This is a genomic window from Caballeronia sp. KNU42, assembly GCF_053760385.1.
The window spans coordinates 2,196,409-2,219,630 of the sequence record NZ_CM132389.1 but is presented as its reverse complement, the minus strand read 5'-3'; the positions used below and the strand labels follow the sequence as shown (position 1 = coordinate 2,219,630).

Below are 23,222 nucleotides of genomic sequence, written 5' to 3'. Positions count from 1 at the left end.
ACAGCATTCTGGATCTTTACAAGATTCCGGTCTTGAAGGGGCTCGGCTAATTTGCGCGGAATTCTGCACATTTGCCGGCGGCACGTGCACCGGCACAGGTCATAGAACCCTGCGTCACCATAGCCTTTACGAATCCTTGCAAGGCGTCTGCCGATCTGCGGAGAACTGCTGCATTTCGCCTCCACAGAGTATCCCTGAGCGCCTTCCAGGACACTTACGCTCAAGCCGCATCCAGCTGAGCGGCATCACCTTCAAGATACGCTGCCCGCACTGCGGGGTTAGCCAGCAGTTCGGCGCCGCTCCCCTCAAGGGCAATCTGTCCATGCTGAAGAACGTAGCCTCGATGTGCAACACGCAACGCATGATGAGCGTTCTGTTCAACAAGCAGGATCGTCATGCCGAATTGCTCGTTCAACTCCTTGATGACCGAAAAAATCTTCTTGATGAAAATGGGTGCGAGACCAAGCGATGGTTCGTCGAGTAACAACAACCTCGGCTGCGACATCAATGCGCGGCCAATGGCGAGCATCTGCTGCTCGCCTCCCGACAGCGTGCCCGCGCGCTGCGAGGCCCGGCCTCTGAGGATCGGGAACATCTCGTACATACGCTCGAGGTCATCACCGGTCCTGCGGTTATCCGACGTATCGCCCATCAGGAGGTTCTCGAGAACGGTCATCCGCTGAAAAATGCGGCGTCCCTCGGGCACCACGGCAATATCGAGTTTGCCGATCGCATGCGATGCCAGGCCCGTAATATTCCGGTCATCGAATTCGACCTTGCCGCTACTCGCGCGGGGATAGCCGAAGATCGAATTCATGAGGGTTGACTTGCCAGCGCCGTTCGCACCGATCAACGTGACAATCTCGCCGGTATTCACAATCAGGCCGACACCGCGCAGCGCTTGCACGCTGCCATAGTGGGCACTTAGATCGGTAATCCTAAGCATGTGTCGATCTCCCCTGCGATGCTTCATCGTGTAACGACGTCTCGTCATCTTCTCCCAGGTAAGCGCTGATCACATCGGGATTCGCCTTGATGGCGTCAGGCTGCCCTTCTGCAATCTTCTTGCCATGGTTGAGGACGACAATATGGTCCGAAACTTTCATGACTACGCTCATATCGTGCTCGATCAACAGTATGCCGATACCCTGCTCCCTGGAGAGCGCGGTCAACAGCGCTGTGAGTTCAGACGATTCGCGCGGATTAAGGCCGGCAGCCGGTTCATCCAGGCAGAGCAAAATTGGCCCCGCAGACATCGCACGCGCGATCTCTACCCGGCGCTGAACCCCGTATGGCATGTCACCAGCGGGTTTATCGGCTAACTCTCGAACGCTTAGACGCTCGAGCCAGGTCAAGGCGTTTTCTATGGCCTTATCGTTCGCACGCCGGTACGATTTTGAACAGAACATCCCGGCAATCGAGAACCTCGACGCTTCCTGCAAGACATTGTGTTGGGCGATCATCAGGTTTTCGAGCACCGTCATACGCGGAAACAGCCGTATGTTCTGGAACGTCCTGACGACCTGGCCAACCCGCGCAACATCCACGTTGCGCATTTCATCAAGCCGGAGTTCGCCATGGTGCGGATGAGTCAGCGTGACGCAACCTTTAGTGGGCTTATAAAAGCCAGTCAAGCAGTTAAACAGGGTCGTCTTTCCGGCTCCGTTCGGCCCGATCACTGAAGTCACCTCTGCGGATCTCGCGCTCATGGAGAGGTCTTCAATTGCGCGAAGTCCGCCGAATTGCATCGTCAGACACTCCACGCTGAGCAGCGGTTTGCCGGCATTCATGGCTTCGCCTCCACGCCTGGAACGCTGACAGTGGCACGGCGATGACTGATGAGTCCGCCGGGCCGCACTATCATGATGAAGACCATAGCAATACCGAACAGCAGCATTCGGTACTCGGAGAAATCGCGCCCCAACTCCGGCAGGATCACGAGCAGCGAAGCCGCAAGGACGACACCGAGTTGGCTGCCCATGCCGCCCAGCACCACGATCGCAAGGATCGTGGCCGACTCCGAGAATGTGAAGCTCTCCGGCGAAATGAACCCCTGCCGTGCCGCGAAGAAAACGCCGCCGAATCCGGCCAGCATTGCACCGGTTGCGAAAGCCGACAGCTTCACATTCGTCACGTTGATGCCCATTGCCTTGCAGGCGATCTCGTCCTCGCGCACCGCTTCCCACGCGCGTCCGACGGGCAAGCGCCTGAGTCTCGAGACGAGGAGGTTTGTGAGCAGTGCAAGTATCAGGATCAGGTAGTACAGGAAGACGACCCTCTGACCGGGCGAGTAATCGAGGCCGAACACGGAGGCAAACGTAGGACCCTCTCCCGGCGCCTGCATGGGCAGGCCAAAGAATGTCGGTTTCGGAATGGACGAGATGCCATTTGGCCCACCGGTGACATCGCCCCAATTGACGAGCACCAACCGTATGATCTCTCCGAATCCCAGCGTCACGATGGCCAGATAGTCGCCCCTGAGTCTGAGCGTGGGATAGCCGAGCACCACGCCGAACGTGGCGGCAAGCCCACCGGCGATCGGCAGACACTGCCAGAAGCCGAGACCGAAATGAGTCGATAACAGGCCGTATGTGTACGCCCCAACTGCGTAAAACGCGACGTAGCCCAGGTCGAGCAAACCCGCCAGACCGACAACCACGTTCAGGCCCCAGCCGAGCATCACGTAGATCAGTACGGTCGTCGCTGTATCGACTACATAGCGGTTTCCTGCGAACAGCGCGGGGAGCAGCACGGCGAATGCCACACATGCAGCGCCGGCCCACACGAGCGAACCGTTGCCGGTGACCTCGGAAACGGGCCTGGCGCGCAATCGCCGCCTTGAAAACAGATGAAAGCGCTGGAGCAGCATTTGCAATGTGATGCGCCCGGCAAATGCGATGACGATGAAAGCGCCCAGCAGCGCCCATCGAGTCTGAACCTCCAGGCCATTGGCTCCGTCTCGCGTCGTCAAACCCAGCATCGGCAAGCCGACAAGGCCGGCGACCACCGCCGCGCCGAGCGCGTCCTTGACACGAAAGTGCAGATTCATTTCTTGCGTGGCGGTCGAACTCATCACACTTTCTCCACTTCGGGGCGGCCGAGAAGCCCGGATGGGCGAAACATCAAGACAACAATCAGAATCACGAACGTAGCCACATCTTTGTATTCCGGTGAAAGGTAAGCAGACCAGAATGCTTCGATCAAGCCGATGATCACACCGCCCAGCATCGCTCCGGGGATTGAGCCAATTCCACCAAGCACCGCTGCGGTAAATGCCTTGATACCCGCCTCGAATCCGATGGAGAAGTCGATCACACCGTAGTACAGCGTCACCATCACGCCTGCGACGGCGGCCAGTGCAGCTCCTATCATGAAGGTAAGCGCAATAATCCGATCCACGTTGTAGCCGAGGAATTGCATCATCCTTTGATCCTGCTCACACGCTCTTTGCTGCCTGCCGAAAGCGGTTTTATTGATGAACAACGTGAACGCGATCATCAGCAGGATCGTCACTGCCACGATCAGAAGTTGCACATACGAGACGTAGGGGCCGTGGAATCCTTCGCCCGCGAAAAGGTTCACACCTCCCGTTACCAGCGGCGGAATCGATTTGACCCGTGCGCCCTGGGTAAGCTGGACCATGTTCTGCAGGAAGATGGAAATCCCGATTGACGAGATCAGCGGTGCGAGACGATTCGATCCGCGCAGCGGCCGATAGCCCACACGCTCGACAGTCCAGCCGAACACGGACGTCAGTGCGATCGATACGATCAACGTGATTGCAATGCTCGCCACCACGGACGAGATTCCGCTGTTTGCGAGAAGCGTGAAACACGTGACGGCAATGAAAGCGCTGACCATATAGATATCGCCATGCGCGAAATTGATCATGCCGATAATGCCGTACACCATCGTATAGCCGATCGCAATCAGCCCATAGACGGCTCCCAGGGTCAGCCCGTTAATCAGTTGTTGCAATGCCTGGCTCATGTCCTCTCCGATCAATCTGCTTCGGAGGCAGCGCAGCGGACCGGCGCGCCGCCTCCTTTCGTATTACGCCGACGGAAAAGGACTCGTCACTTCACATACTCGTAGTTGCTGCCCTTCCATCGGTAGACCACATATCCGGGGCTCTTGAGATCGCCTTTCGCGTCGAAGTCCACCTGACCCACCACCGTATTGAAGGAGCCGTTGTGAAGCTGCTTCACGATCGCCGCATAGTCGGTGGAGTTGGCCTTTTTGGCTGCCTCTGCAAACACCTGCATGGCAGCGTACGAGTACAGCATGTAGCCTTCCGGCTCGATCTTCTGCGCACGGAACGTGGCCACCACTTTCGCAGCGGCCGCACTCTTGCGCGGGTCAGGCGGGAACGTGAACAGGACCTTGTCGATTTCCGGACCCGCAGCCGTGACCAGTTCATTGTTCGTGAGCGTGTCGCCGCCCAGGACTGTCAGATTGAGCCCGGCCTGCGCCGCTTGCCGCAGGATCAGCGCCACTTCCTGGTAGTAGCCGCCGTACGCGAGGACCTCAACGCCGTTCGCCTTCAGTTTGCTGATCAGGCCCGAGTAGTCCTTCTCACCGGCCGTGATCGACTGGCGCAGTACCACAGGGGTCTGCTTTGCGGCAAGGTCCTTGGCGATCTCGTCAGCCAGGCCGCCGCCATACGCGGTCTTGTCATCAATGACGGCAATCTTCTTACCCTTGAAGTGTGTAGCGATATAGTCGGCCGCAACCTCTCCCTGCTGGTCATCGCGGCCGGTGATACGGAAGACTCCTTTGATGCCTCGTTCCGTGATCTTGGGGTTCGTCGACACGGTGACCTGTGGAATCTGCGCGTCGTTGTAGACATCGGATGCGGGCAGCGTGGAACTGGAGCACCAGTGACCGTCGACGAACGCGACTTTCTTGTTCACGAAACTGTTTGCAACGGAAACTGCCTGCTTGGGATCGCAGACGTCGTCACCCACAACCAGGTCGAGTTGCTGTCCAAGCACACCGCCTGCCGCGTTGATGTCTTTCACCGCCTGCTCCGCGCCCTTGCGAAACTGGTCGCCTCCTGAGGCGTACTCCCCCGTCATCGGACCCGCCACACCCACTACAACGCCCGCGTCCGCCGCGGCCGAGCAGGCCAACGCCATTCCGCCCATGCCGAGCAGCGCGCCAAATTTAACCAATCCTTTCCGGCCGTTCATAACCATCTCCAAGAGCCAAGCTTCGATGTTGGAACGAACAGGACTCCGCGTTTCGTTCCCGGGTGTTGCCTCGTGTTCAATCACGAGGTAGACCGAAGGTTGCCGACACAAAAATCCGGCTGGAATTCGATTGTGCGAAAGCAGGGATTAGGTTCAGCTTAAAGATGCGTAACGGCGGGGTTAGCTTGCGGGAAACCGCATAATTCAGACGCTCTGCTCTCAATGCGGCGGTGTAAACGCCTACGCGCACCGGCTCTTCAAAGGGTTGAACCGTTGCGGGATATGGCGCATTTTGTTCCGGATCAAGCTTCAGTCAGCTTGCCGCTTATCATTCGCTCGCGCTAAACGTCAGGGAGTGAGTCATCCGGTCGAAATCAGTGCTGCGGCTAAATGGCAAGGGTTCTAGATAGGCGACATCGTGAATTGATCCCGCGCTGCCAGATCTCGTGATATGCGTGCGCCCTGCTCACGCGGATTGACATCCGTACAGCGGCAAGATTGGTCAGCGATGGCGTGGTTTTTATTACTACGTATTCCGAATTATATTTGGTTTTGTACCAGTACAACTGGAATAACCTTATAGGACGGGAAGAATTTTTTGGATCTTTTGCTAGCCGTATGAAGACCGCCAGATTGCAGCAGTTGTCCGCACGACGCAATTAAGGATATTGGAACAACGCGATGGTTGATTGCCCCATCACTGCCTGATGAAACCACGCTCGATCGGGACATGAAATCGGCCGTGATCGCCGGCTCATCATGCTAGCCAAATTCGTCGTGCTGCGGCAATTGGTCGGTGATGGAATACCACGGCGCTTTGGACCCGACAAAAATATGTGCACTCGGGCGAATATTTGGAGTGTCGCTGAGCGTTCCTAAAGTGACGTGCACAAACTCGCCTTCACGCACCACGGAAAACAAAAGGCTCCCGCAGATCCTGCAATGAACATCGTGAGCAGCGTTCTCGTCACCGAAAATCAAAAGGTCGCCGTGCCCTTGAATAATGTTTAACTTGCTACGCTCGATTCCCGCGAATGGCTTGAACGCGGAACCCGTCGCGCGCCGGCAGTTTGAACAGTGGCAGTTCAATGCATAAACGAACTCGTCCTTCACTGCGTATTGGACTGCGCCGCAAAGGCATCTGCCTGCAAGCAATGAACTCACGTTTTCCTCTATCGAAGAAGTCTTGTCGACGAACCTGTTTATCAAGTTTTGATCGGTGGGATCGCGCTGCCTCTCGCCGACACTTGAGAATGATGGCGCCGGCAGACATTCTAGTGCGTTTTTTACAGGAGCCGCGGCATGAATGGAGAATGAAAGCGCCGCGCGTTGTGCGTATTCGGATCGCCGGTGACCCTCGCCGATGGCAAACCGTTACGTTCCACGGGCATGAACTTAAGACGTTCTGCTCAGGGCACTCTGCCTGTGCCACAATTGTTCTATGCCGGTATGCCCATCGCCTTGTTACGATTGGCATTACGCGCCAGGACATGTTCCAATTGAAAAACCCGAGTGCAGAGCGTCATTTACGCATTCGGCCGCCCCTCACCTTGCTGCGCCATGCCAGAAAATCAACCGAAACCAGAATCCGAGACTCCGTCGACCCCGGAGCGGATCAGCGCCCCGCAAAAGCGGCGGCGCTGGCAACCGTCCAATGCGCTGCGCAGCAGCCTGATGGTGCTCGTCGGTTTTATCGCCTTCGTTGCTGTCTCGGGCATTGTTCTGTACAAACCGATCATGTACGGCGACATGATCGAGAACTTCGGCATCGTCATGATGCTGACGGTTCCGGTGATTGCGGCCGTCGCGTTCCGCGTGGGTCTCGATTCCTGGCTGGACGCGGAGTAAATCGGGTCGAAAGCTCCGCTCGCTCAGACCGGTTCGTCCGCCTCCAGCCCACGCAGGATCGGGCGCATGCCTGAGCGTTCATGTGGTATTTCGAGTGGCAACTCATGACTCACGTGCCGCGCGGTTTCGAACAGTTCTGCGAGCCAGTTGACGAACGCACGCACCCGCGGCGGAACGAGGCGATGACGCAGACAGGCAACCGACACCGGCACGGCTGCGGGCCGGTAGCGCGGCAGCACTTCACGCAGCCGCCCGGAGTCAAGATACGGCTGCGCGAGCGTCCGCGGCGGCTGGATCAGCCCTAGTCCTCGCAGCCCGCACTCCAGATAAGCATGCTCGTCGCTGACCTGCACGAAGCCCCCAAGCGGCACGTTGACCGTGTCGCCATCGACTTGAAAACCGAAGTCCTCCGGGCGCCCGGTCCGCGCGCACATGCAATTCACCGCGACGTGACCGGTTAGCTCCTCGAGCCGCAGCGGCATGCCCTGCCGCGCGAGATAGTGCGGGCTCGCACAGGTCACATGCTCCAGTGCGCCAAGCCGGCGCACCGACAGACCCGACAGCCCTGCATCCGGCAATGCGCCAAGCAGGATGCAGCAATCGATCGCGTCACCGACCAGGTCGACCTGCCGGTTGCTGACGCCGAACGCAAGCGAGATGTGCTCGTAGCGCGCGTGGAAGTCATCGAGTGCGGGAAGCACGATCGCATTGGCGACTGCCGCCGGCAATTCAACCCGCAACCTCCCGCGCGGCCGGTCGTCGGTATGCTGCAGGCTTGCCTCGATGTCGTCGATGTCGGCAAGAATCTGCACACAACGCTCGTAATAGGCTGCCCCCTCGGCGGTCAGGTTGAGGCGGCGGGTGGTTCGCACGAGCAACTGGATGCCAAGCAGTTCCTCAAGGCTCTGCAGCAGCGTTGTGGCGCTTGCGCGCGGAATTCCAAGCGAGCTTGCGGCACGGGTAAAGCTATTGGTGTCGACAATGCGCACGAATGTCCGCATCGCCATGATGCGGTCCATCACGGGCGTTTCTCCTATGGATTTAGAGGCGCCGCACCCGCTGCCGGCGCGCGGCGCCCATGACTCTTCGCAGTGTTTGAATCCACTGCGAACGGCTAGTGGCAACTGCGTCCGCCTTCGTTCTTCGAAGTCTCAGCTGTCCCGGTATCCGCACCGTTACGCACGTCGTCATAACGATCGTGAAGACGCAACCATTCCATCATGTTGCGCTTTTCGTCTCGTCCCTTCGGGGTGAGGTCGAGCAAGGTATAAGTGCCGATAATCGGCTCGCCGCCGCGTCCATATACCGAGAACGTATGGAACACATCACCCGCATCGTCCTTGTAGAACACGCTGAGCCCGGGTAATTCGTCGCTGTCGAATCCGCCCTTCGTGACGTCGCTCGTCTCGAAGTTGTAGTACACCTGACCTTTTTCCCTCTGCTCAGGCGTGAACGACACGTGATAATCGTAGTTGAATTCGCTGCCGTACGACGACACCCAGCGGAACTGCCAACCCATGCGTTTTTTGAACGCTTCGATTTTCTCGAGCGGCGCACGCGATACCGCGACGTACGCAACATCACGCCGCTCGACATGCTGCAACGCCCCGTCGATATGATCGGACACGAACGAGCAGCCCGGGCAACCCTCCTCCCAGTCGGGCCCCAACATGAAGTGATAGACGATCAACTGGCTGCGTCCGTTGAACAGTTCAGCGAGCGTCTTGCGGCCTTGCGGCGTGTCGAACGCATAAGTTGTGCCGACCTTCTCCCAGGGCAACGCGCGGCGCTTTTCGGCGAGCGCGTCGCGTGCATGCGTCAACGCTTTTTCCTCGGCCAGATGCGCCTTGTGCGCCGCAAGCCATTCTTCCCTTGAAACAATTCGATGCGGTTCCATGTCTGGATCCTCCTGTTGTGATCAGGCAAATTGCCGTGCAAGTTCGTCGAGTACGTTGTTCCAGCCAACCTCGTGATTGTCTCGTGCTTCAGCATCCGCGAACTGCTCATGCTTTAACGTGAGCAACGTGCGCTCGCCGTCCTCCTCGCTGCGCAGCGTGAACGTCACAAGGGACTCGCGCTCCGGTGTGCTGCGCCATGCCCACGTGTAGACGAGTTTTTCGTTCGGAATGACTTCCTGAAAGACGCCGCTCACGTCGTGCTCCTCACCCTCGGGCGTGCGCAACAAAATGCGAAAACGCCCACCGACCCGCACGTCCATCTCCGCGTGAACCACGTCGTTATTGTTCGGATGCATCCACTTCACGATTTGCGACGGGACCGTCCAGGCGGCGTAGATTTTGGCGGGCTTTGCGTTGATGTGGCGCTGGAGCGTGAGACTGGGTTGGGTGGGCATGGGTCTTCCTCCACAAAAGCGGCAAGGCGATCAAGGGTATCGGTCCAGAAGCGCTGGTAGCGGGTGAGCCATTCCATTGCTTCCTCCATCGGTCCGGCGGCAAGCCGGCACGCGACGGTGCGGCCCGTTTTGGCGCGCGTAATCAGACCAGCATCCGACAAAACATCCAGATGCTTCATCACGGCCGGCAACGACATCTCGAACGGCTGCGCGAGTTCGCTGACGGACAGGTCCGCATGCGCGGACAGACGTGCAAGGAGCGCACGCCGCGTTGGGTCAGCCAACGCAGCGAAGGTGCGATCCAATGCGTTTTCCTTAAACTTAACCATGGAGTTAACTATAGAGGGTCATCGCGTGATGTCAAGCCGCTCTTTGAAGTTTTTTTGGTGAGCCATTCATGAATCCCACTCATATGAGCTTGCCGATTCCACCGTCTAGTCACATGCCGACACAGGCGGTAAATTTAGCGCTTCAGGCACACGACCGTGGCCCAGACCCAGAGTTGGAGATGACTTGATGACTAACGAACCCACCGCTGCACGCAAGGCGTTCGGCGACTTCGCACCCGCACTCGCGGAATACTCCGACAAGGTCCTGTTCGCCGACGTCTGGGAGCGCCCCGGGCTTTCTCCGCGTGATCGCAGCCTGATCACGGTCGCCAGTCTCGTCGCGCTTTATCGCACCAACGAGCTTGCGTTTCATATCGGCAAGGCGCTGAACAACGGGGTGACTCGCGACGAACTCATCGAGCTGATCACTCACCTCGCTTTCTACTCTGGCTGGCCGACGGCAATGACGGCGCTGCCCATTGCAAGGCAAGCCTTCGATAATCGCGGCGCTTGATCTGTCGAATCAAATTTTCCTGGCGCTTGCTTGTCGCGAGCGTTACTTGAATGGAGCAAATTGAATGGACTATCGGTATCTGGGCCGCAGCGCACTCAAGGTCTCGCCCTTGTGTCTGGGCGCGATGATGTTCGGCGGCGAAACGGATGAGGCGACGTCAAAGCGCATCGTCGACAAGGCGTTCGACCAGGGCGTTAATTTCATCGATACCGCCGACGTTTATCACGCGGGTCGTTCGGAGGAAATCGTTGGGCGGGCGATCGCTGAACACCGGGACAACTGGGTCGTCGCCACCAAGTTCGGCTATCCGGCGACGCAAGGCCCGAACGAGCAGGGTCAGTCGCGCAAGTGGATCATCCAGTCCGTTGAAGCGAGCCTGAAGCGCCTGGGCACGGACTACATCGACATTCTGTACTTTCACCGGGCGCTTGTTGACGCACCGCTGGACGAAAGCGTGCGTGCGATCGGTGATCTGATTCGCCAGGGCAAGATCCGTTACTTCGGCTTGTCGAATTTCCGTGGCTGGCGCATTGCCGAAATCGCGCGTCTCGCCGATCAGATGGGAATTGACCGCCCCGTCGCGAGCGAACCGCTCTATAACATTGTCGACCGCACCGCGGAAGTCGAGCAGCTGCCGGCAGCGGCGCACTACGGTCTGGGCGTGGTGCCATACAGTCCCCTCGCGCGTGGCGTCCTCAGCGGCAAATATGCGGTGGATGCGCCGCCGCCCGCCGACTCGCGCGCAGGCCGTGGCGACAAACGAATCCAACAGACCGAGTGGCGTCCGGAATCGCTTAGGATTGCAAACACTATCGCGGATCATTCCGCGAAGCGTGGAACGACTTCCATTGCCTTCGCTCTCGCATGGGTGCTCAAGAACCGCATTGTCAGCAGCACGATCGCCGGTCCGCGTACCGAAGCGCAGTGGGACAGCTATGTCGAGGCGCTGCAGTTGCAACTGGGACCCGAGGACGAAAAGCTCGTCGATAGCCTCGTTGCACCGGGGCATGCGTCGACACCCGGCTACACCGATCCCGGATACCCGGTCGAGGGGCGACGAGTCGGCTGACCTATAGGCCGGGGACTGCCTGAGCGCCACGCCCCGGCTTGCATCGAGCGACTGCAAGCCGGGTGTAATGACGCCGCTCACCTGCGTTTACAGGACGCTTGCGAAGCATCCGTCCGCACTGATCCGCTTGACAATCGACTTATATGCCCATAATAATGCCGGCAAATATCCTCGTCGCTTGATCGAACATGACTGCGTCTCGCCTGCCAATCAATCCGGGCATTTGCAACAACACTGCGCTGCGTAAAGCCGCGCGGCGCCTGACCCGTTTCTACGATGCCTGCATGGCGGACACGGGTTTGCGCGCCACGCAATACACCATCCTGAGCCTGCTCGCGAACCGCGGCCCGACTACCATGGCCGCGCTTGCCGATCTCCTGTCGATGGATCGGGCGACGATGGGGCACAACCTGCGCCCGCTCGAGCGCGACGGGCTTGTGATAATTCGGGTCGGGCGCGAGGACCGCCGGGAGCGTGAAGTGGCGTTGTCCACTGCAGGCGTCGGCATCGAGGCGCAAAGCAAGCCGTATTGGCTGATGGCCCAGGCAAGCTTTGAAAAGGAATTTGGCAAACAGGACGCGTTAGCAATGCGGCGAATGATGGCTCGGATCACGCAACTGGAACTCGACGCCGAACAAGCCACTTCCTGATAGCGCGAGCGCAATACCCAACACGATCACCCCGTGGCATGCGGCGAAAGATACCCGTTCTATCGCCGCAAAAAAATCCTCGATACGGGTATATGAGACTATATTCATGACTATTCAACGCAGTCGGAAACCGCTCGCTTCGCTCATCGCCGCTGTGATCCTGAGCGCTGCGCATCTGTCGGCCTACGCCGCAGCAACGCATGAATTCACCGACCAGGACAGGCAAGAGGTCAAGGATGTTTTTCTTCGTCAGGCGGCTGCCGCCACCGCCCATGACATAGTGGCGTTCGAGGGCGTATTCGCGTCGGCGCCGGCCGGTCAACCCGACCCCGTCGCGTTAGTCGCCCGCCCGTACCGTTTCTGGGGAAAGCCGGCGCTGATCGCGCACTTCAAGGAAACGTTCAAAGGCGTGTGGAAGTTCGATCCGAATGTCGAGAGCATCAAAATCATTCCCCTGACTGCGGATGTTGCCCAGGTGTATGCGGAGACGCAGATCACGGGCGGACCCTTGGACGCGCCGAGCAAGCCCGCCCCATACCTCGTCTATGAGGTTGCTGTGCGGACCGCCGAAGGCTGGCGCATTGCGGCGATCGTGCCTTTGGCAGCACAAGCCCAGTAAGCGCCGCTTCTTCGTTGATCTTGTCATGGGAGCGGCCGGCTGCGAACGCCGACCGTTGCCACCTCAACTGCCAGACGCATCGCTCCACGCGCAGACATCGCCGGTTGCAAGCTGCCGCTGTCCGAGCACGAACGTCGCATTGACCGGTGCAGGCGCTTGCACTTGCTGCGCGCCAAAGTTGAACGCGAAAGTCAGGTTGCCTCGGCGGCGAACGCGTAAGCCCTCAGCCAGCAGTTGAGTCGCAATCCCGGCCTCCTTCGCCGCGTGCTCCAGCACCGCGCGATGCAATTCGTGCGACAGCCACGCCGCCACATATCGAACCTTTCCGTGACTCAGCACGGCCGGCCATGTGTCCTCGAACTGCGCATCGACGCGCGTGTCACCGTTCGCGCGGACATGCTCGCGCCAATGCGTTGCATGACCCTGCGTGTCACCGAAAGAAAGCGCGGGCGTGAGCGTCGGGCGCAGTGTTTCGACTTCCAGCACCTGCATCGGCAATACCCGTTGCAGCGCACCGGGCGGGAGGTCGGAAGGGATAGCGAACGCAGTCGTTTTCGAACCGCTCCTCGGACCGAATACCCATTGCGCAGAACTCTTTTCTATTTGGCTGACGAGCGTTTCATCGATGACCGCAAGGCTCGGCACAACCACCAAGCGGTACGACGACAGATCGGCTTTGCTCGAAACAATATCGACGTCCAGGCCGAGTTCACGCAGCGCCTCATAGTAGTCGAACGCCAACATCTGGTAGTCGAACGTTTTGCCGTGACGCTGAATCTCGAACATCCATTGCGTCTCGTAGTCGAACACGATCGCGGTAGCGGCGTGCGTCGGCGCGCCGAGTTCCGACAACGCCTTCGATGCCGCAATCTCCCGCGCCGCCTGCTGCACTTCAACGCCGCCCGGGGACAATTCGTTATTCGGCAGGTTGAGCCCGGAGTGCATCTGTTCCTGTGCAAACAGACACTGACGCCAGCGGAAATACGACACCAGTTCGGCCCCGTGCGCGAACGCCTCATAAGCCCAGAGCCTGACCATGCCCTTGGCTGGCACCGGGTTCCACGATGCCCAGTTCACGGGTCCCGCCTGCTGCTCCATCACCCAGAAACGTCCGCCCCCTATCGCCCGATAACGATCGTGATCGAATGCGGACACGTCGGGATGCGCGGTTCGCGCGTAACGCGCTTTCTGCTCTTCCGGCAGCGCAATCGACTCGGTGCGCGCAATCGGATAGCTGTCCCACGCAGCCACGTCGATCGCGTTGTCTTCAGCAAAGCGGTAGTGATCGAAAGTCGTGAAAAAGCCCATGAAGTTATGCAGCAGATCGGCATGGGGCGCATGCTGCCGCAGCACCTCGATCTGCTCGCGATGAAAACTCGCCACTTCGTCCGACATGAAACGGCGGAAGTCGAGCAGATGGATTGGATTGGCGTCCGTGGGTGTCAGGTTCGGCAATTCGATCGCGTCGAACGATGAATACTCCATGCTCCAGAATACGTTACCCCACGCTTCATTGAGCGCACTGACGCTCTCATAGCGAAGCTGCAGCCATGCCTGGAAGCGCTTCAGCGCGGCGGCAGAATAACTCGGCACGGTATCGTGACAACCGAGTTCGTTGTCGGTCTGCCAAGCGACAATAGCGGGGTTGCGCCCATAGCGCTGCGCCATCGCGGTGACAAAACGCACGCATTCACGCCGATAGATGTCGCTGGAAATATCGTAATGACGACGCGAACCGAAATTCCAGCGCACGCCATCCGCGCGCACCGGCAACACGTCCGGATACGCGTCGATCAGCCATTTCGGCGGCGACGCGGTCGGTGTGCCCAGCACGAGTTTCAGCCCTGCAGCCGCCAGCGTCTCGATCGCTTCGTCAAGCCATTCCCAGACGAACTCACCTGCGCGCGGCTCCATCCTGCTCCACGCGAATTCAGCAATCCGCACATGCGTGATGCCAAGTTCGGCCATACGCTTTGCGTCGTCGGCCCACATTGAACGGGGCCATTGTTCCGGGTAATAACACACACCAAGTTGCATGAGAAAGTCTCGTTAGAGGTTATCGGGAGTGGGTTTCGTTCGCACTCGGGGTTGGATGGGGCTGGTTTTTGGGGTTAGCGGTTGGGGGGTTAGGTTCCGGGGTTAGCGGTTGGGGTCAGTGCCGGGTTGCTGCTTTCAAGGTTAGTGGTCTGCTTAGGTTTGCTAATCTCTTTATCACTATTAGCCACTGCGCGTGGCGGCGCGTCATTTCTTTGTCCAAAGCGACAAAGAAACGAAGCAAAGAAAGCGCTTTCAAAACGCGGGCTCGTAAGTTGACCCAGCGTGCAGCCTCCACGTTTTTGGCACCCCAAAAGCACGGTGCTCGCAAGAGCCACGGATGTGTGAAACCCTCCTTCTCCGAACACCGATACCCACACGCTTCGCCACCAGTGACTGAACCTGCCAAAGGGGCACCCCGCGCTATCCGCGAACAACCATCTTCCGAATTTGTACGCACGCCGAACCACGTCGCCAACCCACCACGAAACAAGTTGCTCGGATAGATGAGGCCTTACCAGCAAAAAAAGCCGGGGCCGATCATGCCGACCAAGCAGCTAAACTGCGAAGAGCCGCGGCATCAAACAGACGTGAGGCCGTGCGGGTTTCCTTGGCAATGGTGCTTGCCCGAGAGCGTACGGGGCGAAGCGTGTTCGTGTCAGGATTCGCGAGAAGGAGGGGTTCAAACATCCGTCGCTCTGGCGAGCACCGTGCTTTTGGGGTGCCAAAAACATCGAAGCTGCACGCTGGGTCAACTTATGAGCCCGCGTTTTGAAAGCGCTTTCTTTGCTTCGTTTCTTTGTCGCTTTGGACAAAGAAATGACGCGCCGCCACGCGCAGTGGCTAATAGTGATAAAGAAATGAGCTCACTCACGCAGACCACTAACCCCGAAAGCAGCAACCCGGCATTGACCCCGACCACTAACGCCGAAAGCACCAACCCAGCACTGACCCCAACCACTAACGCCGAAAGCACCAACCCAGCGCCGCCCCCGAAACACTAACCAACAACCAACGCTCAAGTGCCAACCGTAGCGACGCATAATCGATCAGCCCTTGCTTGCACCAAAAGTCAGACCGGCGACGAAATGCTTTTGCATCGCGAAGAACATCAGCACGGAAGGCAACGCGGCCAAAACCGAACCGGCGGCCACAAGATTCCACGCGGTCGTCCATTGCCCTTTAAGCGCAGCGACGCCCACGGTGATCGGCGCGGCGTCATCGCCTTGCGTGAGGCACAGCGCCCAGAAGTAGTCGTTCCAGACAAACGTGAATACGAGGATGCCGAGCGCGGCGAGCGCGGGCCGGATCAACGGCAGCACGATGCGCAGATAGATCGTCCATTCGCTCGCCCCCTCCACGCGTGCCGCCTCGATCAATTCGAACGGCAACTGCTTGATGAAGTTGCGCAGAAACAGCGTGCAAAAACCGGTCTGAAACGACACATGGAAAATCACCAGCGCCCATACGGTATTGAACAGGCCCACCTTCAGCGCCATGTCGCGTACCGGGATCATCAGGATCTGGATCGGCACAAAGTTGCCGGCGACGAACGCGAACAGCACAGCCGTATTGCCCGGGAACTTGTAGGTAGCCAGAGCAAAGCCCGCCATGGAAGCCAGCACGATCGCCCCGATCACCGATGGCACCGTGATCAGCACGCTATTGGCGAAGTAATGCAGCATCGGCGTTTGCGTAAGCGCCGTACCGTAGTTTTCGATCAGCGCAAAATGCTTCGGCCAGCCCCAATAGTCGCCTTGCGACAGTTCATCGGAAGAACGTATGGAGGTAACGAGCACGGCCAGCATGGGCAATAGCCATATCAGCAATGCAAGCGGCAGCGAGGCTTTGTACAACCTTCTGTTAAGCGGTTTCCAGCGTTCGACGGGAAGTGGATACATGACACGTAACTCCTGGAAATCAGCGTTCTTCGCGCAGCATGCGGCGCAGGTGGAACACGATATAGACGAGCATGATGGCGAACAGCACGACTGCAATCGCTGCGGAATACCCTTCGCGGTAGTACTTGATCGCCTGGTCGTACATGTAATAGGCAAGCACGGTGGAACTGTCGAACGGACCACCGCCGCTCATCACGGCGATCAGGTCGAAGCTGCGCAGCGCACCGATCACGGTGAGCACCACGGCCATGAAAGTAGCGGGCCGCAATTGAGGAAGGATCACGTGCCATAGCAGCGCCACGCCCTTCGCGCCTTCCATGCGGGCCGCCTCGACCACTTCCGGATTGATGGCCGTCAGACCGGTGAGGTACAGCACCATGCAGAACGGCGTCTGCGGCCATAGCGCGGCGAAGATGATGCCGAGCGTCACCGTATGGGGATCGCCGAGTACAGGAATGCCGTGGCCGACAATCAGTCTTAGCAGACCAAAGCCCGGGTCATAGAACCAGCTGAACACGAGACCCACCACCACGCCCGACAGCACGAATGGCGCAAAGAACAGCGACTTCACAATGCGCATCCCACGGATATGCTGATTCAGATACAACGCGAACAGCAGGCCAAGGGGAGGCGCAAGCAGGAACAGCGCGAGCCAGATCAGGTTGTTCTTGAGCGCCGTGTAGAACGTGTCCGAGTGAAACAATTCGATGTAGTTATCGAAGCCGGCGAAAGTCTTCGGCGTCATTCCGTCCCAGTTATAGAAGCTGAGATTAATGCTGCTGATGATCGGATAAACCACGCACAGGCAAAACAGCGCACAACCCGGCAGCAGGAAGAAAAATGCGGCGCGATGCTGATGACGGCGTGTAGCAGGGACGTGCCGGCGCCGGGCCGCGGGTAAGCGGCGCGCTACGGAATCAGACATGATCGGGCCTCGTCAGGGATCGAGTGCGAGCGCCAGCCGTTGCACCATCATTCAACATGCAACCGCTGGCGCCGAGGGCTTACTTCTTATAGATACGTTTGCGAGTCGCTTCGAGGCGAACGAGCACGGCGTCGAGTTGCGACGGATCGCTATAGAACTGCTGCATCGCCTTCATGCCTTCGTCGGCCATTTCCTTCGTCATGTCGCGATCGTAGAACTGCGCAATGCCGCCCTTCGTATTCGCGAGTGTCTGGAAACCGACCTTGGAAATTTCATCGTCGGGCGCAGCGGACTGACTGTTCGACGGCAATTGTCCCCAACCCTTCGCGAGATCGGCGTTGATCTGCGGCGTCTCCATGAAGGCCAGCAGCTTGCGGGCATCAGCCTTGTTCTTTGCCTTCGCCGGAATCAGCAGCACGTTGACCGGACCGTCTTCGGCCGTCGGCACATTCGCGTCGATCACCGGGAAGCGGAAGAAGCCGGTTTGCGGACGGATGGAGGCCGGGATGCTCGCCGAGAAGAACGTGCCCATCAGCATCATCGAAGCCTTGCCGTTCGCGAGGAACGGCGCGATGGAATCGAGATCGTAGGACAGCGCGTTGTCAATGAAGTAGTGGTCATCGATAAGCGTTTTCCACGCGATATAAACCTTCTTCACGCGTGCGTCGGTGTACGGAATTTCGCCTGCCATCAATTGCTGATGGAATGCATTGCCGTTAATACGCAGGTCGAGATAGTCAAACCATGCAGCAAGCGTCCAGCTATCGCGTGCGGCTACCGCTATTGGCGCAACGCCGCTTGCTTTCAGCTTCGCGCAGGCATCGAGGAATTCATCCCAGGTCTTCGGCTCGCCCTTGATGCCAGCCTTCTCGAACAGGTCCTTGCGGTAGAAGAAGCCGTAAGCGTCGTAGCCAAGCGGCGCCGCGTATTGCTTGCCCTTGTAGGTGGACGCTTCCTTGACCGACGCATATTGCTGCGACCAGCCGTTCTTGCTCCAGTCCGGCGACAGGTCTTCCAGCAGGCCGCGCTGCGCGTAATACGCCATGCGTTCGCCGTCGTGCCACGAGACCACGTCAGGCGGATCGGTCGCGAGCCAGCCGCCCATCTGGACCTTGTACGCCTCTTCGGTGATATAGGTCACCTTGAGGTCGACGTCGGGATTGGCTTTTTTGAATTTGTCGAATGCGTCTTGCCAGGTCGAACGCTGGTTACCGCGTGCGGATACGTTGACCGTAAGTGTGGCGGCGTCGGCCACGGTGCAGCAGAGCACACCTGCTACCAGCGCGAGCGCCGCTGATGCATGAGCCAGACTGCGAAGGCGATGAGCAATCATCTTTGTCTCCTTGACTACCTTGTTAGCTGACAGCGATTAACTGCCAGACGATGTAACCCGCTCTGTGGCGGAATTGGGTTTTAACGCGATGCGCTTCTACTGCGCTTCTAATACGACTAAGCTGCGACTCGTTCAGGTTCGAGCGTGCTGCGTCGAAGCGCGAGTCCATCGGCGTCAAACACGTGGCAAGCCGACCCCGGAACATGAACGCGGATTCGCTCGCCTGGACTGATCGACGTATCGCCGGGCGCTTTTGCGACGAGCGTGCCGGCTGCGTGATCCGCATGCACATAGCTGTGCTCGCCAAGCCGCTCCGACAACACGGTCACGCACTGAATGGACTGCTCGCTGCCATCGAGTCGCAGATGTTCGGGGCGCACGCCGAGCGTGACCGGCTGGCCGCGCTGCAAGCGCTGGCCATCGACGTGAGCTGCCAGCCGTTCGCCGCTTGTCGCCAGCTTGACCGTCACACTCCCGGCCCCGATCGACTCGACAACGGCATCGATGAAATTCATTCTCGGTGAGCCGATGAAACCCGCCACGAAGCGCGACTTCGGATGGTGATACAGCTCGAGCGGCGCACCGCTCTGCGCGATGCTGCCGAAGCGCTCCGCGTCCGCGCCTGCGTGCAGCAGCACGATCCTGTCGGCGAGCGTCATCGCCTCGACCTGATCGTGGGTCACATAGACCACGCTCGCGTTGGCAAAGCGCTGGTGCAGCCGGGCGATTTCCACCCGCGTCTGGCCGCGCAGGGCTGCATCCAGGTTCGACAACGGTTCATCGAAGAGAAACACGCCTGGCTCGCGCACAATCGCCCGGCCAATCGCGACCCGCTGCCTTTGCCCACCGGAAAGCGCTTTGGGAAACCGGTCGAGGTAACTGTCCAGTTGCAGGATGTGCGCGGCGTCACGCACCTTGCGGTCGATCACATCCCTGGGCTGCTTCGCGAGTTTCAGGCCGAACGCCATGTTGTCGTACACACTCATGTGCGGAAACAGCGCGTAGCTCTGGAACACCATCGCGACGCCGCGCGACGCTGCGGGCACATCGTTCACCAGACGCCCGTTAATATGCAGCTCGCCTTCGCTCAGGTCTTCGAGACCGGCGATCATTCGGAGCAGGGTCGACTTGCCGCAACCCGACGGCCCCAGGAAAACGCAAAACTCGTGCTGTGCGATATCGAGGTTCACACGCCGGATTACCGGCGGGTGGTCACCGTATGACTTCTGTACGTTCACAAGACGAATTGCCGCCATGTCTGTCTCCCGGATTTAACCGCTTAAATTTTTGCGTAAAATGAGCGGCAGATCGTTATGTGGCGTGTATTTAACCGCTTAAATTCGGGTACGATGCAAGAAGTCATGGTGAGCGTCTCCGTTGTGTTTTCCAGAAGTTATCAACGTCGCCCATCGCTTGCAACATTTGAATCGCATTCCCTGAATGTGGGAAAAACCTAAAAATGGTCACCTTGTCCGAAGTTGCGAAGCGCGCGCATGTCACCGCGGCGACCGTGTCCAACGTGCTGCGCAACCGCGAGAAAGTCCGCCCGGAAACGGCCGACCGCGTGTTGAAGGCGATTGCCGATCTCGGCTATCGGCCTAACCTCAACGCGCGTGCGTTGGCCGAGGGCCGTTCGTCGACGTTAGCCTTGATGCTCTCCAATATCTCGAACCCGTTCTATCCCGAGTTCGTGCTGGCGGCCGAGCGCGCCGCCCGCAAGGCAGGCCACTTCCTGATGGTCTGCAATACCGATGACGACGCGGAGATCGGCCGCGCCTACTTGAACCAGATCGCGGGAACGCTGGCGGATGGCGTACTCGTGATGAACACGGACATTGCCATCAACGACCTGTGCGCCTCCGCCATGCATAGCGCGCCGATTTTGCTTGCCATGTGGGAGCATCCCGAGACGCCGCCCGCCCTGCCCTGCATTGCCGTGGATTTCGCGCAAGCGGGCGCGCTGGCCGCAGGACATCTGCTTGAACTTGGCCACCGCGAGATCGGCCTCTTGATCGGCGATGGCTGCGGCGGTTTGCAGGATGCCCGTTCCAACGGCTTTCGCGCCGCCACGCGCGCGGCCGGGATTGAAGCGGACGCCGCGGCCGTGCTGCAGATCCGCGACTCGATCGACGCAGGGTATGCCGCCTGCATGCAGTTGATGTCGAACCGGCCGCACCTCACCGCCATTTTCGCGACCAATGACCTGTTGGCAATTGGCGCCGCGCAGGCGTTGATCACGCTTGGCCGCAAGGTGCCGGACGATGTGTCGGTCATCGGCATTACGGATATCCAGCTCGCACATCAGGTGCACCCGGCCTTGACGACCGTCGCGATCCAGACCGCAGCCATTGCCGAGTTATCCGTCGACCGGTTGATCAAGCTCATTGACGCACCCGCGATGCAGCCAACCATGGTTATCGCCCCACCGCCGACACTGGTTGTGCGTGCATCCACCGGACCGCGTCGATCAGGATCAACCTGAAGTCCAGGCAAATGACATCGACGGCGCGTCGCGCGACTATTTAGTTAGTAATCCACAAGCAATTTGTAATTCATCTCGGTTCAAATCCCGGCATCCGCGCATTGCTCGCGCATCCATAGCTTTCTTTTAGCTTTCTTAAACCTGACAACTATCGATAGCACCCCATATCGATGCCATTTGCGGTACTTTCTTAAGAAAGTCCGCCGTCGTATTACGCGGCGTTACGCACGCTCTTATCGTAATGGTTCGGAATGCTTCACCCCACACGATCGTTCATCAATCAGCCTCCGGTTCGTTACACTGCGATACGGTCTTATCCAGTCGTCGTGGATGGCATTGCATCCGGCCCAATGAACTTGTATGCACTCGTTCGATCACAAAGGACGCAATACTTTCGATGCCACGCCATGTCCGCTTAACCTGGAATGAGACCTGAAGAAGCAGCCACAAGGCGAATCGAAGAGCACGCCTGCGTCGTGCCGGATCTTGCCCAAGGGCTTCTTCGCTAACGAATAAAACCGCAGGAATACCCCGCTGACTCAGCGAGCTATCTTGCGGACCATGACGGAGCTTCCGTCATACCCCGGCTGAACTGGGGATCAGAGACATGCGGCACTTGCCGGGCCGGCTTCTTCAGCGGGCCACCCGGATATCCAGGGCAAAGATTGTTTTCGGAGGGCGCAGGTATGAGCGGTATGAGCGACACCGGTTCCACGCAGGTAAAGCGCTCGACGCGCTGGCGTGTCTTGCTGTTGTTGGTGGTGCTGGTGCTGATCGCAGTCGTGGTCGTGCATTTGATGCGGGCCAAGAAGCCGCAGCGCGCGACGCCGCCCCAAGTGGTGACGGTCGCCACCGCGACGCTTGGCTCGATGCCGGAAGTCCTGAGCGAACTGGGCACGGTGACCCCCACCGCCACCGTGACCGTGCTGCCGCAATTGAGCGGATACCTGACTGCTGTCGGTTATCGCGAAGGCCAGGACGTGCAGAAAGGACAGTTCCTTGCCCAGATCGATCCACGCCAGTATGAAATCGACAAGCAACAGGCCGAGGCGACCCTTGCGAAGGACCGTGCTGCGCTTGCACAGGCACGCGCCGACCTCGTCCGCTTCACGCAGCTGAACGAGCGCAAGTCCATTGCCGAGCAGACCTTTGCCGACCAGCAGTTCCTCGTGCAACAGGACGAGGCCGCGGTGAAGGTCGACCTGGCCAACATCGCGCAGTTCGATCTCGACCTGGCTTATTGCCGCATCACAGCACCGGTGTCAGGGCGCGTCGGACTGCGCCTCGTCGATCCGGGCAACTACGTCACCGCTTCGTCGTCACCGGGTATCGTGGTCATCACCACCATGAAGCCCACCACCGTGCAGTTCACGGTGCCGCAAGACTCGCTCGCGAACGTGCTGCAGCGCATGCACGGCGGCGCGAGCCTGCCGGTCACCGCGTACAGCAGCGACAACTCGAAGGAGATCGCCACCGGCACGCTCTATGCAGTGAGCAACCAGATGGCAACGAGCACGGGCACGATTACCCTTCGGGCCACGTTCCCCAACGACGACGAGGCGCTGTTTCCAAGCGAGTTCGTCAACGTCAAGCTGCTCGTCGATACCTTGCAAAACGCCGTACTGGTGCCTACGCCGGCTGTGCAAACCGGTGCGCCAGGCGACTATGTCTACCTGGTGAATACGGATAACTCCGTGTCCGTGCACAAGGTCACGCTCGGCCCGAGCGACGGCAAGAACACGGTCATCACGTCAGGGCTTGCGGCGGGCAACATCGTGGTCACCGACGGCACCGACCGCTTGAGCGACGGCGCGAAGATCCAGGCGGCTGCGGCGAAGCCCGCATCGGACGGCGCCGGTGCCAAAGCGCCAGCGACCGCCGCAAGCGGGGCCAGCGGCGCACAGGGTCAGCACAAGCACGCCCACGGCGGCGCCTCGGGCGCAGCCGCGGCCGATGCTGCCTCGTAAAGGCTG

General features: G+C 59.2%; 22 protein-coding genes. 7 read left to right on the top strand and 15 right to left on the bottom strand.

Going from position 1 to position 23,222, the window contains the following annotated elements; genetic code table 11:
* Positions 1-220: 220 nt before the first annotated feature.
* The 6 genes from ACSOSP_RS29295 to ACSOSP_RS29270 all read right to left on the bottom strand — a co-directional run bounded on the left by ACSOSP_RS29295 (position 221) and on the right by ACSOSP_RS29270 (position 6,356).
* On the bottom strand, positions 221-946 hold the full coding sequence (locus ACSOSP_RS29295) for an ABC transporter ATP-binding protein (protein ID WP_455311968.1): 726 nt from the start codon (positions 944-946) through the stop codon (positions 221-223).
* Positions 939-1,790, bottom strand: coding sequence for an ABC transporter ATP-binding protein (locus ACSOSP_RS29290; protein WP_455311966.1), 852 nt, complete (start codon positions 1,788-1,790; stop codon positions 939-941). The genes ACSOSP_RS29295 and ACSOSP_RS29290 overlap by 8 nt, the downstream gene beginning before the upstream one ends.
* Positions 1,787-3,073 carry a high-affinity branched-chain amino acid ABC transporter permease LivM gene (gene livM / locus ACSOSP_RS29285; protein ID WP_455311965.1) on the bottom strand — a complete coding sequence of 429 codons (1,287 nt, stop codon included), beginning with the start codon at positions 3,071-3,073 and terminating at the stop codon, positions 1,787-1,789. Before livM ends, ACSOSP_RS29290 begins: the two co-directional genes overlap by 4 nt.
* Complete coding sequence (locus ACSOSP_RS29280; RefSeq protein ID WP_455313706.1) at positions 3,073-4,002, bottom strand: ABC transporter permease subunit; 930 nt, start codon at positions 4,000-4,002, stop codon at positions 3,073-3,075. Before ACSOSP_RS29280 ends, livM begins: the two co-directional genes overlap by 1 nt.
* Positions 4,003-4,076: 74 nt before the next feature.
* Entirely contained in the window at positions 4,077-5,192 is a 1,116-nt protein-coding gene (locus ACSOSP_RS29275) for a branched-chain amino acid ABC transporter substrate-binding protein (RefSeq protein ID WP_455311964.1), read from the bottom strand.
* Positions 5,193-5,954: 762 nt separating this feature from the next.
* Entirely contained in the window at positions 5,955-6,356 is a 402-nt protein-coding gene (locus ACSOSP_RS29270) for a GFA family protein (protein WP_455311963.1), read from the bottom strand.
* Between the two features lie 348 nt (positions 6,357-6,704).
* Here ACSOSP_RS29270 and ACSOSP_RS29265 point away from each other — a divergent pair, with 348 nt between their 5' ends.
* A complete protein-coding gene (locus tag ACSOSP_RS29265; RefSeq protein WP_455311961.1) occupies positions 6,705-7,040 on the top strand; it encodes a hypothetical protein in 336 nt (111 codons plus the stop codon).
* Positions 7,041-7,063: 23 nt separating this feature from the next.
* Here the strand turns inward: ACSOSP_RS29265 and ACSOSP_RS29260 are convergent, their stop codons facing one another.
* From ACSOSP_RS29260 to ACSOSP_RS29245, 4 genes are all read right to left on the bottom strand, one after another.
* On the bottom strand, positions 7,064-8,062 hold the full coding sequence (locus ACSOSP_RS29260) for a LysR family transcriptional regulator (protein WP_455311960.1): 999 nt from the start codon (positions 8,060-8,062) through the stop codon (positions 7,064-7,066).
* A gap of 92 nt (positions 8,063-8,154) precedes the next feature.
* Positions 8,155-8,937 (bottom strand): DUF899 domain-containing protein, encoded by a 783-nt coding sequence (locus ACSOSP_RS29255; RefSeq protein WP_455311958.1) that lies wholly within the window; start codon positions 8,935-8,937, stop codon positions 8,155-8,157.
* Positions 8,938-8,958: 21 nt separating this feature from the next.
* Entirely contained in the window at positions 8,959-9,393 is a 435-nt protein-coding gene (locus ACSOSP_RS29250; protein ID WP_455311956.1) for an SRPBCC family protein, read from the bottom strand.
* Positions 9,300-9,722, bottom strand: a complete 423-nt coding sequence (locus ACSOSP_RS29245) for an ArsR/SmtB family transcription factor (RefSeq protein ID WP_455311955.1) — start codon at positions 9,720-9,722, stop codon at positions 9,300-9,302. Before ACSOSP_RS29245 ends, ACSOSP_RS29250 begins: the two co-directional genes overlap by 94 nt.
* 187 nt (positions 9,723-9,909) lie before the next feature.
* Between ACSOSP_RS29245 and ACSOSP_RS29240 the strand changes: the two genes are divergently transcribed.
* The 4 genes from ACSOSP_RS29240 (at position 9,910) to ACSOSP_RS29225 (ending at position 12,574) form a co-directional block, all read left to right on the top strand.
* Complete coding sequence (locus tag ACSOSP_RS29240) at positions 9,910-10,236, top strand: carboxymuconolactone decarboxylase family protein (protein ID WP_455311953.1); 327 nt, start codon at positions 9,910-9,912, stop codon at positions 10,234-10,236.
* A 64-nt stretch (positions 10,237-10,300) separates the two neighbouring features.
* Complete coding sequence (locus tag ACSOSP_RS29235; RefSeq protein ID WP_455311952.1) at positions 10,301-11,305, top strand: aldo/keto reductase; 1,005 nt, start codon at positions 10,301-10,303, stop codon at positions 11,303-11,305.
* Positions 11,306-11,493: 188 nt separating this feature from the next.
* Positions 11,494-11,955: a MarR family winged helix-turn-helix transcriptional regulator gene (locus tag ACSOSP_RS29230; protein WP_455311950.1), complete on the top strand. Its 462-nt coding sequence runs from the start codon at positions 11,494-11,496 to the stop codon at positions 11,953-11,955.
* A 106-nt stretch (positions 11,956-12,061) separates the two neighbouring features.
* The gene (locus ACSOSP_RS29225) at positions 12,062-12,574 is read left to right on the top strand and encodes a YybH family protein (protein WP_455311949.1); all 513 of its coding nucleotides are present in this window, start codon (positions 12,062-12,064) and stop codon (positions 12,572-12,574) included.
* 63 nt (positions 12,575-12,637) lie between these two features.
* Here ACSOSP_RS29225 and ACSOSP_RS29220 read toward each other — a convergent pair whose 3' ends face one another.
* The 5 genes from ACSOSP_RS29220 to ACSOSP_RS29200 form a co-directional block, all read right to left on the bottom strand.
* Positions 12,638-14,611 carry a beta-galactosidase gene (locus ACSOSP_RS29220; protein ID WP_455311947.1) on the bottom strand — a complete coding sequence of 658 codons (1,974 nt, stop codon included), beginning with the start codon at positions 14,609-14,611 and terminating at the stop codon, positions 12,638-12,640.
* A gap of 1,046 nt (positions 14,612-15,657) precedes the next feature.
* Positions 15,658-16,509, bottom strand: a complete 852-nt coding sequence (locus tag ACSOSP_RS29215) for a carbohydrate ABC transporter permease (protein WP_455311946.1) — start codon at positions 16,507-16,509, stop codon at positions 15,658-15,660.
* A gap of 19 nt (positions 16,510-16,528) precedes the next feature.
* Entirely contained in the window at positions 16,529-17,434 is a 906-nt protein-coding gene (locus ACSOSP_RS29210) for a carbohydrate ABC transporter permease (protein ID WP_455311944.1), read from the bottom strand.
* Positions 17,435-17,513: 79 nt separating this feature from the next.
* A complete protein-coding gene (locus ACSOSP_RS29205) occupies positions 17,514-18,767 on the bottom strand; it encodes an ABC transporter substrate-binding protein (protein WP_455311942.1) in 1,254 nt (417 codons plus the stop codon).
* Positions 18,768-18,883: 116 nt separating this feature from the next.
* Positions 18,884-20,023, bottom strand: coding sequence for an ABC transporter ATP-binding protein (locus ACSOSP_RS29200; RefSeq protein WP_455311941.1), 1,140 nt, complete (start codon positions 20,021-20,023; stop codon positions 18,884-18,886).
* 203 nt (positions 20,024-20,226) lie between these two features.
* Here ACSOSP_RS29200 and ACSOSP_RS29195 point away from each other — a divergent pair, with 203 nt between their 5' ends.
* Together ACSOSP_RS29195 and ACSOSP_RS29190 are read left to right on the top strand one after the other, a co-directional pair.
* Complete coding sequence (locus tag ACSOSP_RS29195) at positions 20,227-21,249, top strand: LacI family DNA-binding transcriptional regulator (protein WP_455311940.1); 1,023 nt, start codon at positions 20,227-20,229, stop codon at positions 21,247-21,249.
* 695 nt (positions 21,250-21,944) lie between these two features.
* On the top strand, positions 21,945-23,216 hold the full coding sequence (locus ACSOSP_RS29190) for an efflux RND transporter periplasmic adaptor subunit (protein WP_455313705.1): 1,272 nt from the start codon (positions 21,945-21,947) through the stop codon (positions 23,214-23,216).
* Positions 23,217-23,222: the final 6 nt, after the last annotated feature.

Coding starts and splice junctions, on each gene's coding strand:
- ACSOSP_RS29195 (WP_455311940.1), top strand. CDS start 20,227: ATGGTCACCTTGTCCGAAGTTGCGAAGCGCGCGCATGTCACCGCGGCG.
- ACSOSP_RS29295 (WP_455311968.1), bottom strand. CDS start 946: ATGCTTAGGATTACCGATCTAAGTGCCCACTATGGCAGCGTGCAAGCG.
- ACSOSP_RS29250 (WP_455311956.1), bottom strand. CDS start 9,393: ATGCCCACCCAACCCAGTCTCACGCTCCAGCGCCACATCAACGCAAAG.
- livM (WP_455311965.1), bottom strand. CDS start 3,073: ATGAGTTCGACCGCCACGCAAGAAATGAATCTGCACTTTCGTGTCAAG.
- ACSOSP_RS29215 (WP_455311946.1), bottom strand. CDS start 16,509: ATGTATCCACTTCCCGTCGAACGCTGGAAACCGCTTAACAGAAGGTTG.
- ACSOSP_RS29190 (WP_455313705.1), top strand. CDS start 21,945: ATGAGCGACACCGGTTCCACGCAGGTAAAGCGCTCGACGCGCTGGCGT.
- ACSOSP_RS29290 (WP_455311966.1), bottom strand. CDS start 1,790: ATGAATGCCGGCAAACCGCTGCTCAGCGTGGAGTGTCTGACGATGCAA.
- ACSOSP_RS29205 (WP_455311942.1), bottom strand. CDS start 18,767: ATGATTGCTCATCGCCTTCGCAGTCTGGCTCATGCATCAGCGGCGCTC.
- ACSOSP_RS29255 (WP_455311958.1), bottom strand. CDS start 8,937: ATGGAACCGCATCGAATTGTTTCAAGGGAAGAATGGCTTGCGGCGCAC.
- ACSOSP_RS29225 (WP_455311949.1), top strand. CDS start 12,062: ATGACTATTCAACGCAGTCGGAAACCGCTCGCTTCGCTCATCGCCGCT.
- ACSOSP_RS29200 (WP_455311941.1), bottom strand. CDS start 20,023: ATGGCGGCAATTCGTCTTGTGAACGTACAGAAGTCATACGGTGACCAC.
- ACSOSP_RS29220 (WP_455311947.1), bottom strand. CDS start 14,611: ATGCAACTTGGTGTGTGTTATTACCCGGAACAATGGCCCCGTTCAATG.
- ACSOSP_RS29210 (WP_455311944.1), bottom strand. CDS start 17,434: ATGTCTGATTCCGTAGCGCGCCGCTTACCCGCGGCCCGGCGCCGGCAC.
- ACSOSP_RS29230 (WP_455311950.1), top strand. CDS start 11,494: ATGACTGCGTCTCGCCTGCCAATCAATCCGGGCATTTGCAACAACACT.
- ACSOSP_RS29240 (WP_455311953.1), top strand. CDS start 9,910: ATGACTAACGAACCCACCGCTGCACGCAAGGCGTTCGGCGACTTCGCA.
- ACSOSP_RS29245 (WP_455311955.1), bottom strand. CDS start 9,722: ATGGTTAAGTTTAAGGAAAACGCATTGGATCGCACCTTCGCTGCGTTG.
- ACSOSP_RS29275 (WP_455311964.1), bottom strand. CDS start 5,192: ATGAACGGCCGGAAAGGATTGGTTAAATTTGGCGCGCTGCTCGGCATG.
- ACSOSP_RS29235 (WP_455311952.1), top strand. CDS start 10,301: ATGGACTATCGGTATCTGGGCCGCAGCGCACTCAAGGTCTCGCCCTTG.